Source organism: Pseudomonas syringae (genome assembly GCF_001698815.1).
Classification (GTDB): Bacteria; Pseudomonadota; Gammaproteobacteria; order Pseudomonadales; family Pseudomonadaceae; genus Aquipseudomonas; species Aquipseudomonas syringae_A.
In genome coordinates this window covers 72,468-85,014 of record NZ_LGSI01000037.1, presented here as the reverse complement: position 1 = coordinate 85,014, position 12,547 = coordinate 72,468, and the positions used below count along the sequence as shown (strand labels likewise).

The 12,547-nt window shown below is 61.3% G+C and carries 12 protein-coding genes; 8 read left to right on the top strand and 4 right to left on the bottom strand.

The window, feature by feature from the left end; all coding sequences use genetic code 11:
* Positions 1-4 precede the first annotated feature (4 nt).
* From AFK24_RS10230 to AFK24_RS10215, 4 genes are all read left to right on the top strand, one after another.
* Positions 5-715: an amino acid ABC transporter permease gene (locus AFK24_RS10230; protein ID WP_065833122.1), complete on the top strand. Its 711-nt coding sequence runs from the start codon at positions 5-7 to the stop codon at positions 713-715.
* Positions 716-734: 19 nt separating this feature from the next.
* Positions 735-1,499: an amino acid ABC transporter ATP-binding protein gene (locus AFK24_RS10225; RefSeq protein WP_065833121.1), complete on the top strand. Its 765-nt coding sequence runs from the start codon at positions 735-737 to the stop codon at positions 1,497-1,499.
* A gap of 3 nt (positions 1,500-1,502) precedes the next feature.
* A complete protein-coding gene (locus tag AFK24_RS10220; RefSeq protein ID WP_065833120.1) occupies positions 1,503-2,804 on the top strand; it encodes an NAD(P)/FAD-dependent oxidoreductase in 1,302 nt (433 codons plus the stop codon).
* A gap of 111 nt (positions 2,805-2,915) precedes the next feature.
* Positions 2,916-4,673: an L-lactate permease gene (locus AFK24_RS10215; RefSeq protein WP_065833119.1), complete on the top strand. Its 1,758-nt coding sequence runs from the start codon at positions 2,916-2,918 to the stop codon at positions 4,671-4,673.
* Between the two features lie 55 nt (positions 4,674-4,728).
* Here the strand turns inward: AFK24_RS10215 and AFK24_RS10210 are convergent, their stop codons facing one another.
* Complete coding sequence (locus AFK24_RS10210) at positions 4,729-6,300, bottom strand: L,D-transpeptidase family protein (protein WP_065833118.1); 1,572 nt, start codon at positions 6,298-6,300, stop codon at positions 4,729-4,731.
* A gap of 84 nt (positions 6,301-6,384) precedes the next feature.
* Here AFK24_RS10210 and AFK24_RS10205 point away from each other — a divergent pair, with 84 nt between their 5' ends.
* Positions 6,385-7,098: a murein L,D-transpeptidase catalytic domain family protein gene (locus AFK24_RS10205; RefSeq protein WP_065833117.1), complete on the top strand. Its 714-nt coding sequence runs from the start codon at positions 6,385-6,387 to the stop codon at positions 7,096-7,098.
* A gap of 118 nt (positions 7,099-7,216) precedes the next feature.
* Here AFK24_RS10205 and AFK24_RS10200 read toward each other — a convergent pair whose 3' ends face one another.
* On the bottom strand, positions 7,217-7,798 hold the full coding sequence (locus AFK24_RS10200; protein ID WP_065833116.1) for a GNAT family N-acetyltransferase: 582 nt from the start codon (positions 7,796-7,798) through the stop codon (positions 7,217-7,219).
* Between the two features lie 139 nt (positions 7,799-7,937).
* Between AFK24_RS10200 and AFK24_RS10195 the strand changes: the two genes are divergently transcribed.
* Entirely contained in the window at positions 7,938-8,339 is a 402-nt protein-coding gene (locus AFK24_RS10195) for a hypothetical protein (protein ID WP_065833115.1), read from the top strand.
* 3 nt (positions 8,340-8,342) lie between these two features.
* Here the strand turns inward: AFK24_RS10195 and AFK24_RS10190 are convergent, their stop codons facing one another.
* Positions 8,343-9,629 carry an MFS transporter gene (locus tag AFK24_RS10190; RefSeq protein WP_065833114.1) on the bottom strand — a complete coding sequence of 429 codons (1,287 nt, stop codon included), beginning with the start codon at positions 9,627-9,629 and terminating at the stop codon, positions 8,343-8,345.
* A gap of 117 nt (positions 9,630-9,746) precedes the next feature.
* Positions 9,747-10,703 (bottom strand): LysR family transcriptional regulator, encoded by a 957-nt coding sequence (locus tag AFK24_RS10185; protein WP_065833113.1) that lies wholly within the window; start codon positions 10,701-10,703, stop codon positions 9,747-9,749.
* Positions 10,704-10,810: 107 nt separating this feature from the next.
* Here AFK24_RS10185 and AFK24_RS10180 point away from each other — a divergent pair, with 107 nt between their 5' ends.
* Entirely contained in the window at positions 10,811-11,551 is a 741-nt protein-coding gene (locus AFK24_RS10180) for an SDR family oxidoreductase (RefSeq protein WP_065833112.1), read from the top strand.
* 29 nt (positions 11,552-11,580) lie between these two features.
* On the top strand, positions 11,581-12,429 hold the full coding sequence (locus AFK24_RS10175) for an ureidoglycolate lyase (RefSeq protein ID WP_065833111.1): 849 nt from the start codon (positions 11,581-11,583) through the stop codon (positions 12,427-12,429).
* The last annotated feature ends 118 nt before the right edge of the window (positions 12,430-12,547 follow it).

Genomic DNA, 12,547 nt, shown 5'->3' with positions numbered 1-12,547 from the left:
GACCATGAACTTATTGATTAATAACGCGGGCTTTTTCCTGCAGGGTTTGCTGACCACTCTGGCGCTGGCTGGTGTGACGCTGGCCGGTTCGACCCTGATCGGCGTGCTGATCGGCGCCATGGCGAGTTCACGCTTCGCCCCGCTGCGCTGGCTGATGCGCGTGTACATCGAACTGCTGCGCGGCATCCCGCTGATCGTGAACATCTTCTTCGTGTTTTTCGGTGCGCCGCTGCTGGGGCTGGATTTCTCGCCCTTCACGGCGGTAACCCTGGGCCTGTCGTTGTGGGGCGGCGCCAATGCTGCCGAGCTGATGCGTGGCGCACTTAACGCGGTGCCGCTGCATCAGATCAACAGCGCGCGAGCCTTGGGCCTCAAGGGCTGGGAAGTTTTGCTGCTCATCAGCGGCCCGCAAGCCTTCAAACACGTACTGCCCGCCTATGTCGGCCTGCTGACGCTGCTGCTGCAATCCACCACGCTGGGCGCCATCGTCGGCGTCGGTGAATTCTTCCGGGTCGGCCAACTGGTGGTGGAACGCACGTCGATGATGGACGGCTACAACCCGGCGCCAGCGGTGTATGCGCTGATCCTGCTGGTGTACTTCCTGTTGTGTTCGGTGCTCACCGCACTGGGCCGACGCCTGGAACGCAAGCTCAAGCACGAACGCGTGGCGCTGGCCCCGACGCCAGAGAACACGCCCGCGCTGACGCCCAACTGACGCCTACAGGAAGCCTCCCATGTCCGAGACAACCCCTAACCTGCCCTTGCTGCGCCTGCGCGGTTTGCACAAGCGCTTCGGGACCCTCGAAGTGCTCAAGGGTATCGACCTCGATGTACAGCCGGGCAGCGTCATGGTCCTGATCGGGCCCAGCGGTTCGGGCAAGAGCACGCTGATCCGCATGCTCAACGGTTTGGTCCAGCCCGACCAGGGCACGCTGGAGCTGCGCGGTCAGAGCCTGAATATCCACAGCGAACGGGCGTGGCAAAAACTGCGTCTGGAAGTGGGCATGGTTTTTCAGGACTACACGCTGTTCCCGCACCTGAACGTGCTTGACAACATCACCTTGACGCCGGTGCGCCGCAAGCTCTGCTCCCTGGCCGAGGCGCAAGCCGACGCGCGCAAATTACTCGTCAAAGTCGGCCTGGAACACAAGGCCGATGCCTGGCCAAGCGAGCTGTCGGGTGGTCAGCAACAACGCGTGGCCATCGTCCGCGCCCTGGCCATGCGCCCCAAAGCGATGCTTTTCGACGAACCCACCTCGGCCCTCGACCCGGAAACCATCGGCGACGTGCTCAAGGTCATGCGCGATCTCGCCGACGAGGGCATGACCATGGTGGTGGTGACCCACGAAATGCGCTTCGCCCGTGAAGTCGCGGACCAGGTGGTGTTCATGGCGGGCGGCAAGGTGGTCGAGCAGGCCCCGCCGCAGGTCATGTTCACCGCCCCTGAGGACGCACGCACTCGTCAATTCCTGTCTTCTTTCATCACTGCCGGAAACTGAGCCATGCCTTCGATCTATTCATCCGACTTCAAAACCACGCCCTACTGGTGGGAGGCAGCCTCCCCGGAAACCCACAATGGCCCGCTGCCCGAGCGCGTCGAGATGCTGATTGTCGGCTCCGGCTTTTGCGGGATGTCGGCGGCTATCGAGCTGGCGCGGGGCGGCGTGCAAGTGCTGGTGATGGATGAACTGGCGATTGGCGCCGGCGGCAGCACGCGCACCGGCGGCATGGTCTCCAGCGGACAGAAGCTGGTGATCGGCGGCGCGGTCAAGGGCGTAGACGAGGCCCGCAAGGCGCGCTTGCTGAAAGACTCCCTGGCCTCGTTCGATTACCTGAAACGCTTTGTCGGCGAAGACCGGCTCGATGCCGATCTGGATATCAGCGGGCGCTTCTTCGGCGCGATCAGCCAGCGTCATTACGAACAGTTGTGCCGCGATGGCGAATTGCTGCGCACCCACACCGGCGTGACCGTTCACGAAATCCCCAAGGCACGCCAGGCCGAAGTCACCGCCACCGAGTTCTACAAGGGCGGCATCGTCATCGATGAGTACGGCGGCTTGCATGCGGGCAAGTATCACGCGGCGCTGCGCAAGCTCGCCACTGCCCTGGGCGTGAAGTTCGCCTCCCATGCGCGGCTGGAAAAAATCGACGAGCAAGGCCTCACCAAGCGCGTCGTCACCAGCCGAGGCACCTTGATTGCCAGGACGGTGTTCATCGCCACCAACGGCTACACCTCTGACGCGACACCTTACCTGGGCAAGCGGGTGATTCCGGTGCGCAGCTATCAGATCACCACCGAACCGGTGCCGACGGCGCTGATGGACGAAATCAACCCGCGCCGCCTGATGATCACCGACAGCCAGCGCGAAGTGATCTACACCCGGCCTTCCCCTGACGGCACACGGGTGATGTTCGGCGCGCGTCCGGGTGCGTTCGAAATGGACGAACGCGAGGCGGTGCCGCATCTTTACGCGAAGATGCTGAAGATCTGGCCGCAGCTGGAAGGCTATCAAGTTACTCATTGCTGGCATGGCCAGGTCGGCATGACCTTCGACAAGATCGCGCACATGGGCGAACACGACGGCAGCGAGCATGCCGTGGGCTGCAACGGCAATGGCGTCGCCCTGATGACCTATCTGGGTTATCAGTTCGCCCGCAAACACCTGGGTACGCTGCAGCAACCCTGCGAGTTCGACAATCCGCAGTTCCCCGGACACCTGCTGTACCAGGGCAAAGCGTGGTTCCTGCCCATCGTCAGCGGCTGGTATCGCGGCCTGGATTACCTGGATCGTCGCCGCAACTGACGTCCGCCACGACAGCCGGAGAATGCCGCCTATACTGCAAGCCACCTACCTCTGAGCCCGTCCCCCGGGCTCGGAGGCCTGCATTTCCAACAATAAAAGCAGAGGTGGAATATGGTCTGGCAGCAAATCTATGATCCGTTCGATAACCCGGTGCTCTCCACCATCATGGCCGCCGTGCCGGTGGTGGTGATGCTTGCAGCGCTGGCGTTCTTTCATATCAAGGCCCACATTGCGGCATTGCTGGCCCTGGCTTCGGCCCTGTTGATCGCGATCTTCGCATTTGGCATGCCCGCGACCATGGCAGGTTCCGCGGCGCTGTTCGGCGCCGCCAACGGCTTGCTCCCCATTGGCTGGATTGTTCTCAACATCATCTTTTTGCACCGTCTGACCACCGAAAACGGCTCGTTCAAGGTGCTGCAAGACTCCCTGGCACGCATCACCGATGATCGACGCCTGCAATTGCTGTTGATCGCCTTCTGCTTTGGGGCGTTCTTCGAAGGGGCTGCCGGTTTTGGGACGCCCGTTGCAGTGACCGGCGCAATCCTGATCGGCCTGGGGTTTTCGCCCCTTGCGGCGTCGGGCCTGGCGCTGATTGCCAATACCGCACCCGTTGCCTTCGGTGCCTTGGGCACACCGATCATCACCCTGGCCAAGGTGACCGGCCTGGATGAAATGGAACTGTCGATGATGGTCGGCCGCCAGCTGCCGTTTTTCTCGGTACTGGTGCCGTTCTGGCTGATCTGGGCGTTTGCCGGATGGCGCAAGATGCTGGAAATCTGGCCGGCGATCCTGGTTGCGGGCGTCAGCTTTGCCGTGCCGCAGTTCATCGTCTCCAACTACCACGGACCGATGCTGGTGGACGTGATCGCCGCATTGATTTCCATGGCTTGCCTGACCGGTTTTCTCCGGGTCTGGAAACCGGCCACGATCCATACCTCGGCCGCCTTGTCAGGACGCGTGGACAATTCGCGAATCGATGAAGATCCGGATGAAAAACCCACCGCCACCTTTGCCACCGACGCCAAGCCGGCAGTGATGCGCGCCTGGATGCCGTGGATCATTCTCACGGTGTTTGTCTTCGCCTGGGGCACGCAAAGCTTCAAGTCTATGTTCGACACTCGCCAGGCTATGAACGTGCAAACCGGTGCGGCCATGCTCGACCCGCAAGGCAAGCCGGTGCGCGAGGCCAATCCGTTCTTCTCGCCTGCCGTGACCTTCGGCACCCTGCATCAGCAAGTCGAAAAAGTCCCGCCTGTGGTGCCGCAGCCTAAAACCGAGGAAGCGGTGTACAAATTCAACTGGTTCACCAGCACCGGCAGCGGCATCCTGCTGGCGGCAATTCTCGGTGGACTGCTGATGGGCTATTCCATCCCGCAACTGGTCAAGCACTACCTGCGAACCATCTGGGTGGTGCGCTATTCGCTGATCACCATTGTGGCGATGCTCGCCCTGGGCTTCCTGACGCGGTATTCAGGGCTGGATGCGACCATGGGCCTGGCCTTCGCCGCAACCGGCATCTTTTATCCCATGTTCGGCACGCTGCTGGGCTGGCTCGGGGTTGCCCTGACCGGCTCGGACACCGCTTCGAACGTGCTGTTCGGCGGCTTGCAACGGGTCACTGCCGAACAACTGGGGCTCAGCCCGGTGCTGATGGCCGCTGCCAATAGTTCGGGAGGCGTGATGGGCAAGATGGTCGATGCGCAGTCCATCGTCGTCGCCTCCACCGCCACCCGCTGGTACGGCCATGAAGGGGAAATCCTGCGCTACGTGTTTTTCCACTCCATCGTGCTGGCGATTCTGGTCGGTGGGCTGGTGACCTTGCAGGCTTATGTCGCGCCATTCAGCGACATGGTGGTCGGCGGGCGCTGAGATACCGGCTGCACGCCTTGCTGATCCGGTCCGGTCGGCGAGGCGTGTGCAAGGCTCAGGGGTGGGCCACCATCGCTGTCGCCAATGCCGGGTCGCGGCCATATACATCCGGGACATACAGCAGCCGACCCTGGCTATCGACCTGGGCGGTCCAGTAGGTGATCAGGATCGGCACGGGTCTGGTCAGCCTGAATTCGTGAGTGATGCCGGTGGTCAGCAGCACTTCGGTACGCTCCCGATCCGCCGGGCTCAGGAGCATGTCGCGCAGGCGCAGTGGTTGCTCGACCCGCACGCAGCCGGAACTGAAGGCGCGTGGGCCTTTGCTGAACAGCGCCTGACTGGGCGTGTCGTGCAGGTACACCGAATAAGGGTTGGGAAAACGGATGACGATCCTGCCAAGTGGATTTTTCGGCCCGGCATCCTGTCGCAACAGGATATTGCCGGGATTGTCCCAGTCAATGTCTTCAGCCGTCAGCGGATTGCCGGCGAGGTCCAGCACTTGCAGATTGTGTTTGAGCAGGAAGCCATGATCGCGGCGGATTTCCGGCAATTTGTCTTCGCGCAGAATGGTCGGCGGGATCGTCCAGGTCGGGTTGAGCGTCAAGCGAGTGACCATGGACTTGAGCAGCGGGGTCTGGCGCTCGGCACGGCCGACCTGGGTGCGGGTTTGCCAAACCGGCACACCACCCTTGTAGACGCTCAGTTGGGCCGCCGCAACGTTGACCAGCACGCTGTCGGGTTCCAGATCCTGCGCAAGCCAGCGAAAACGTTCAAGGTTTATCCGCAGTTGTTCGCGGCGTGTCGCAGGGCTGACGTTCAGTTCATTCACCGTTCCCTGGCCGATGACACCATCGGATTGCAGCGAATGGTTGAGCTGAAAGCTTTTCACGGCATTCACCAATGCCGGGCTATAAGCGTTATCCGGGCCGGCAAACGGGCTGCTCAGATAGCCTTCGCTGAACAACCGCTGGGCCAGTTGAGGGATTCGCGCATCCTGCATGTCGGGACGCAACAAGGGGCCACTGTCGAGGGGCTTCCAGTTGAGCAACGCCAGTTGCCGCTGCTGGGCATACACGCGGCGCAGATTCTGGTACTGCTCCAGCATCGGACGCGCCTGGCGAAACGCGCCGGCCATGTCCTGCAAGCCGGGGCCGGCAATGGCCAAAACGTGTGAGGTGCGATCAAGCGAGATCTCACGGGAACGCCAAATTGGCTCGAACTGCGCTTGCAGCAACCGGCCGTAACGCAGGTCCTGCAAGGCTTGCAAGTAATGCTGGCTAGTATTGAGGTCGGCGCAGACTGAGTCAGTGGAAACCAGGTCGGCGGGTTTGGTGTAATCAGCCGGGTTGAGACCGTCGTCCGCCAGTTGCCGAAGCTCCGCCTCCAATAGCGACACGCGCCCTTGGACGGACCAGACCGGCGCGTAGCCCTGCTGCTGATAAAAGGCCTGCAAAAGACTGAGCGCCGGCATGTCCAGACGCGAAGCCAGAACAGGGCATTGCACTGGCAATTGGGTGAGCGCTGATTGCACCGGACTCTGCAGTTCGACGAGCCCGTCCTGGGCAATCGCGACCAATGGCGCAGCGAGCAGGCAGATGCTCAAGTAATATGCACGTTTTTTGACCAACTACTTCACTCCAATCCATGGCCGTCGACTTGACGGAATACCAACAGGAATCAAAAGCCGCCCACTGGCGAGGACTCCCTGAACATGCTGACCTTCATGCGCCGACTCTGTCTGGCAGCTATTACCCTATGCGCAACCTGCGGTCCAGCCCTCGCCGCCGGCGCCAATAATCAGATTCTTTACAGCAAGCTCACCCAAGCCGCTCCCGAACTCAACCCCACGGTACTGAAAAGTGCCCTGAATGCGGTGCAATGCGCAGTCAGCAGTGGTGATCGACAAGCCAAACATCTGGCCGTTATTGACTATTCCCAGCCCTCCACCGCTCGTCGGCTGTGGATCTTCGACCTCACCAAACGGACATTGGTGCTGCGCGACCTGGTGGCCCACGGGCAAAAGTCCGGTGAGAACTTCGCCACGCAGTTTTCCAATCGCATGGGCAGTTACCAGTCCAGCCTGGGATTGTTCCGCACTCAGGAAAGCTATGAAGGCAGCCACGGTTATTCACTGCGCATGGACGGTCTTGAACCGGGTTTCAATGATCGCGCCCGTGATCGAGACATCGTGATTCACGCCGCCGACTATGTGAACCCGTTGTGGAGCGAACGGCAGGGCCGGATCGGACGCAGCCAGGGCTGCCCGGCCGTGCGCCCGCAAGTGGCGCGTCAGGTGATCGACAAACTCAAGGATGGCCAATTCATGTTCGCCTGGTACCCCGACCAGCGCTGGCTGAAATCTTCGGCATACCTGAATTGCCAGTCACGGCAGATTGCAAGTCTGCCTGCAGCCAAGGGCGGTTAGCTCTTCCGTTGGAGCGAGGCTTGCCCGCGAATCAGGCGCGTCGGTGGATCAGACCCACCGCGTTACCGTTCTTCGCGGGCAAGCCTCGCGCCTACAAGTCCGGATGGGCGCCGACGTCCTACGGTTTGCTACGCCGCGGCCGTGACACCACCGACTCGATATTCTTGCGCCCGATCAGCTTCGGCGCTGCGGGCTGCTCGGGGGCCTGCTCGTCCGCCAGCCACTTGAACATCACCAGGCAATCCACCAGCCCCAACCGCGCGTGACGGTAAGCGCGTGGCAAGCGACCGACCACGTCAAAGCCGAGTTTTTGCCAGAGCGCAACCGCCACCTCATTGCTCGACACCACTGAATTGAACTGCATCGCCAAAAAGCCCGCTTCCGTCGCAACACGCTGGGAGTGTTCGCACATCAGGCGCGCGACGCCCTTGCCACGGGCGGCTTCGCTGACCATGTAGCCGCAATTGCAGACATGCTCGCCAGGACCGGCGGCGTTGGCCTTGAGGTAGTAACTGCCGAGCAACTCGCCATCTTCTTCGGCGACGAAGGTGTGCAACGGCAGCTCCAGCCACAGCTGCAACGCCTGCTCCCGGGTCGTTTCGGGGTCATAGGCGTAGGTTTCTTGCGCGCTGGCCACGGCGTGAAAAGTGGGCCAGAAGCGCTCGAAGTCTTCGGCAGTCATGGAGCGGATATGGATCATCAAAACAGCCTTGAAAGGTCAGTGAAGCGGCAATCTTCGGGATTCAGACTGCGGTTGGCAAGTCAGGCGCATGATTGCAGCTTCATCATGCGCACAAGCCCATGGGCAAATTCGATCCGGCCCCCTTATGATTGCTTCCATGACGACCCCTCTGCCGATCCGCCCACCCTGCCCGCCCGGCGCCTGCGATTGCGGGCGCGACTCGCTGCTGGAAACTCCGGGCGCGGACTTGCGCGTGCTGTTCCTGAATCGCACGGAAGAAAAGCGCCTGCTGGAGCGGCTGGAGAACCTGCAAAGCCTTGCCGACCTGCAGCGGTTGCAAGGCCGGATTTATGAGCAGTTGGGCGTACGCGTGCATATCGAGCCGGGCTTCAATGAAGTGCGCACCATGCGCGGCATTGGCATTACGCTGAGTGAACGGCCGGGTCTGTGCCGCAAGACCCGACAGTCGATTCCGGCCGCCATTCGCCGAGGGCTGGAAAAGCACCCGGAAATCGCCTACGAACTGCTCAACGCCAACGACCTGTTGCGTGATACCTGAACCTCAGCCCACCGAATGCACACCCTCGACGGTCGGCAGCGGTTCCGGTTTCGCCGCAGGCTCCTTGAGCAGCGTGAAATACGCCACCGCCGAGCACGCTGCAACCACTGCGCTGATGACGAACGCCGAGGAGAACGAGCCGCTCTGCTGCACACTGAATCCGGTCAGAATCGGTGCGATGGAACCCGCCAGATAGCCGCCGAAATTCTGGATCGAGCCGAACGATGCAACCCGCTCCGACGGCACGATGGTGTTGACGATCATCCACGCCGTGGCGCTGGAAATGTTGATGAAAAACATCGTCAGGCACAGCAGCACCACGCAGGCCACGACGTTGGTGGTGAACGCTACGATCAGGGTGAACAGCGCACCACCGAGCAAACCCATGATCACCATCAGCTTGCGGCTGGCGAGCACTTTCATGCCCCGGGCAACCAGCTTGTCGCATACCTTGCCGGCAACGATGGTGCCCAACGCGCCGAACAGATACGCCAGCGATACCACCCAGGCGGTGCGGTACAGGTCCAGGCCGTGCTCGCGTTCGAAGTAACCGGGCAACCAGGTCAGGTTGAGCCAGATCATGTAGATCACGCCCATGAAGCCGAGAAAAGCGCCCCAGGTGTTGCGGTCCTTGAACAACGCGGTCCAGCGCACTTTCGGCCCGGTACTTTGCTTGACTTGCGCGGGCACAGGCTCGGCGCGCCCTGTCTCGGCCATGTACTGCGCCTTGCTCTTGTAGAAGGCAAACCAGCAGGCGGCCAGTATCAGACCGATGATGCCGGTAAGCACAAACATGCCCCGCCAGCCCAGATGGACCATGAACAACGTCAGCAACGGCGGTGCAAGACACGGCCCGATGCAGGTCGAGGACCAGACCCAGCCGGTCGCCGTGCCGCGTTCCTTGGTGTCGAACCACTCCGACAGCGCTTTGGCCGCAGACGGAAACACCGGCGCTTCGCCAATCCCCAGCAACACCCGCAAACCCACCAGATGTCCATAACTGCTGAACAGGCCGAACGCCGCCTGGGCAATCGACCAGACAATCAGCGAGCCACCCAGCGCCAGCTTGCTGCCCAGACGATCGATCAAGGCGCCAAGGGGCAACTGCGAGAACGCGTAGGCGACGGAAAAGGCCGACAGCATGATGCCCATCTGCATCGGGCTGATGGCCAGGTCTTTCTGGATGGAGGTATTGGCGATTGACAGCGCACTGCGGTCCAGATAATTGACTACGCCAATCAGAAACAGGAACAGAATGGTCAGCGTCTTGTAGCTTTTTATTGTTCTCATGCGCGCCTCTGCTGAGCGGTTGACGCCCCTACCGTCGAGGTGGAGCGTCGGTCACTCTAGTAGGCCGATTGCCAGCTGCCCAATGACGAGATTCAATCAAACGATAACCAACGGTTATCAAGGTGTCTGGCGTGCGCTGCGCAGGGCATCTGCGCCCGCCAGCAGCTCTTCGATGAAGGCCTGGGCAGACCAGCCGGGCGTCTCGTTGCGCCGGGTAATGATCCCGTAATCCGCCAGCACCAAAGGGAACGGCAGCGCCAGGCGGGTCAGGCGGCCGGCCTGCATGTCCGGCCCGACCATGGATTCAGCGAGCATCGCCACCATCGGTGCGGTTTGCAGGAGTTGCAGCGTGGTCTGCATCGAGCTGGTCTCCACGGTGTTTTCCGGCGTCTGCATGCCTGCTTCGGCGAAAGCTCGTTCCAGTCGCGCGCGCATCGGTGTGCCAGCCGGATAAACGATCCACGGCCAGCTGCCGAGTTCGGCCAATGGCAATTCCCGCGCGCCGGCCAACGGATGCTGGCTGCCGGTGACCAGGCACAGCGGCTCGGGCGCCAGGGCCTGAAAGTCAAACAGTTTGCGATGGCTGTCCAGCGTGAACCGGGCAATGACCAGATCCAGTTGCTTGTGTTCGAGCATGCTCAGCAAATTGGCGCTGGTGCCTTCCAGCACGTCCAGGCTCAGCAATGGCCAGCGTTGCTTGATGCCGACAATCGCCGCCGGCAGCGCCACGGAAGTGGGCGCAAAGATGGTGCCGATCTTCAGCAAACCGTGCCCACCCTGACGCAGATGATTGACCTGGCCCACGAAATGCTCGGCATCGTTAAGGGCAATCTGCGCATAACGGGCAACATGGCTACCCAGATCGGTGGGCGACATGCTGCGCGGCAGACGCTGGAACACGTCAAAACCCAGCTGTTTTTCGACCTCACGGAGCATTTTGCTGACCGCCGGCTGGCTGATATTCATCGCTTGCGCGGTGGCGTGCATGTTCTGCGTACGGGCGAGCGTGTCAATCAACACCAGATGGCGAAACCGCAGCCAGTTACACAACTGTTTGAAGCCGACGTCAGCCATTCGATAACCTCCGGTTATTAAGCCTTGAGAATATCTCATTGGAGATTATCGGCAAGTCGCCCTAGGGTTATGTCCGGCGTATTTAATAACAACAATGGACATCCACCATGAACCTCGCCAATAAACGCGTTTTGATTACCGCTGCGGCACAAGGCATCGGCCGTGCTTCGGTCCTGGCTTTCCAGGAGGCTGGCGCCCAGGTGATCGCCACCGACCTGCACATTGAAGCGTTGCAGGACATCCCCGGCATCCAGGTGTTGCAACTGGACGTGACCCAGCCCTCGGCCATCGACGCCATCGCCCAACAGGTGGGCACGCTGGACGTGTTGTTCAACTGTGCCGGCTACGTGCACAGCGGTGCGTTGCTCGATTGCGACGAACAGGCCTGGCAGTTCTCCTTCGACCTCAACGTTACCGCCATGTACCGGATGATTCGCGCGTTCCTGCCCGGCATGCTTGCGGCGGGTGGTGGCAGCATCGTCAACATGGCCTCGGTGGCTTCCAGCGTGAAAGGCGTACCCAACCGTTTCGCCTACACCGCCAGCAAAGCCGCAGTGATCGGCCTGACCAAATCAGTGGCCACCGATTACGTCAGCAAAGGCATTCGCTGCAACGCCATCTGCCCCGGCACGGTCGACTCGCCTTCCCTGCGCCAACGTATTGCTGAACAGGCGCGCGCCCAAGGGCGTTCGGAAGCGGAGGTCTATCAGGCTTTTGTTGATCGCCAACCCATGGGCCGCATCGGCACGGCCGAAGAAATCGCCCGCCTGGCCCTGTATCTCGCCAGCGACGCCAGTGCCTACACTACCGGCGGCGTGCATGTCATCGATGGCGGCATGAGCGTCTGATCCTTTTTTCATCCATTCAGGAATCCTCTATGAAACTGCTACGCTATGGCGAGAAAGGCCAGGAAAAACCCGGCCTGCTGGACGCTCAAGGACAGATTCGCGATTTGTCGGCTCACATTGCTGATTTGACCGGCCAGGCTCTGGAACCTGCCAGCCTGGAAGCGCTGAGCAAGCTCGACGTGGCAAGCCTGCCTTTGGTAAGTGGCTCGCCACGCATCGGCGCTTGCGTCGGCCAGGTGGGCAAGTTCATCTGCATCGGCCTCAACTACGCCGATCACGCGGCAGAATCGAACATGCCGGTGCCCGACGAACCGGTGATTTTCAATAAATGGACCAGCGCCATCAACGGCCCGAACGATGACGTGCAGATCCCGCGTGGCTCGACCAAGACCGACTGGGAAGTCGAGTTGGGTGTGGTGATCGGCAAGGGCGGTCGCTACATCGACGAGAGCAACGCCATGGAACACGTGGCGGGCTATTGCGTCATCAACGACGTGTCCGAGCGCGAATGGCAGCTTGAGCGCGGCGGCACCTGGGACAAAGGCAAGGGTTTCGACACCTTCGGCCCTATCGGCCCATGGCTGGTGACCCGCGATGAGATCACCGACCCGCATCAACTCGATCTCTGGCTGGAAGTCGACGGGCATCGTTACCAGAACGGCAACACCCGCACGCTGGTGTTCCAGATTCCTGCGCTGATTGCCTACCTCAGCCGCTGCATGTCATTGCAGCCCGGTGACATCATTTCCACCGGCACGCCACCGGGCGTGGGTCTGGGCGTGAAACCCGAGCCGGTGTTCCTGCGCGCGGGCCAGGAAATGCGCCTGGGCATCGCCGGTCTCGGCGAACAGCGCCAACGCACGGTGCAGGCTGACTGACCGACCCTGTTCTGTTGGAGCGAGGCTTGCCCGCGAAGAACGATAACGCGGTGTGTCTGGCTCACCTACGCGCCTGATTCGCGGGCAAGCCTCGCTCCAACGAAATGGTTAGGTGTTT

Bases quoted from the DNA above. Each gene is read 5' to 3' on its own strand.
- AFK24_RS10230 (WP_065833122.1), top strand. From the start codon at position 5: ATGAACTTATTGATTAATAACGCGGGCTTTTTCCTGCAGGGTTTGCTG.
- AFK24_RS10225 (WP_065833121.1), top strand. From the start codon at position 735: ATGTCCGAGACAACCCCTAACCTGCCCTTGCTGCGCCTGCGCGGTTTG.
- AFK24_RS10220 (WP_065833120.1), top strand. From the start codon at position 1,503: ATGCCTTCGATCTATTCATCCGACTTCAAAACCACGCCCTACTGGTGG.
- AFK24_RS10215 (WP_065833119.1), top strand. From the start codon at position 2,916: ATGGTCTGGCAGCAAATCTATGATCCGTTCGATAACCCGGTGCTCTCC.
- AFK24_RS10205 (WP_065833117.1), top strand. From the start codon at position 6,385: ATGCTGACCTTCATGCGCCGACTCTGTCTGGCAGCTATTACCCTATGC.
- AFK24_RS10200 (WP_065833116.1), bottom strand. From the start codon at position 7,798: ATGATCCATATCCGCTCCATGACTGCCGAAGACTTCGAGCGCTTCTGG.
- AFK24_RS10195 (WP_065833115.1), top strand. From the start codon at position 7,938: ATGACGACCCCTCTGCCGATCCGCCCACCCTGCCCGCCCGGCGCCTGC.
- AFK24_RS10190 (WP_065833114.1), bottom strand. From the start codon at position 9,629: ATGAGAACAATAAAAAGCTACAAGACGCTGACCATTCTGTTCCTGTTT.
- AFK24_RS10185 (WP_065833113.1), bottom strand. From the start codon at position 10,703: ATGGCTGACGTCGGCTTCAAACAGTTGTGTAACTGGCTGCGGTTTCGC.
- AFK24_RS10180 (WP_065833112.1), top strand. From the start codon at position 10,811: ATGAACCTCGCCAATAAACGCGTTTTGATTACCGCTGCGGCACAAGGC.
- AFK24_RS10175 (WP_065833111.1), top strand. From the start codon at position 11,581: ATGAAACTGCTACGCTATGGCGAGAAAGGCCAGGAAAAACCCGGCCTG.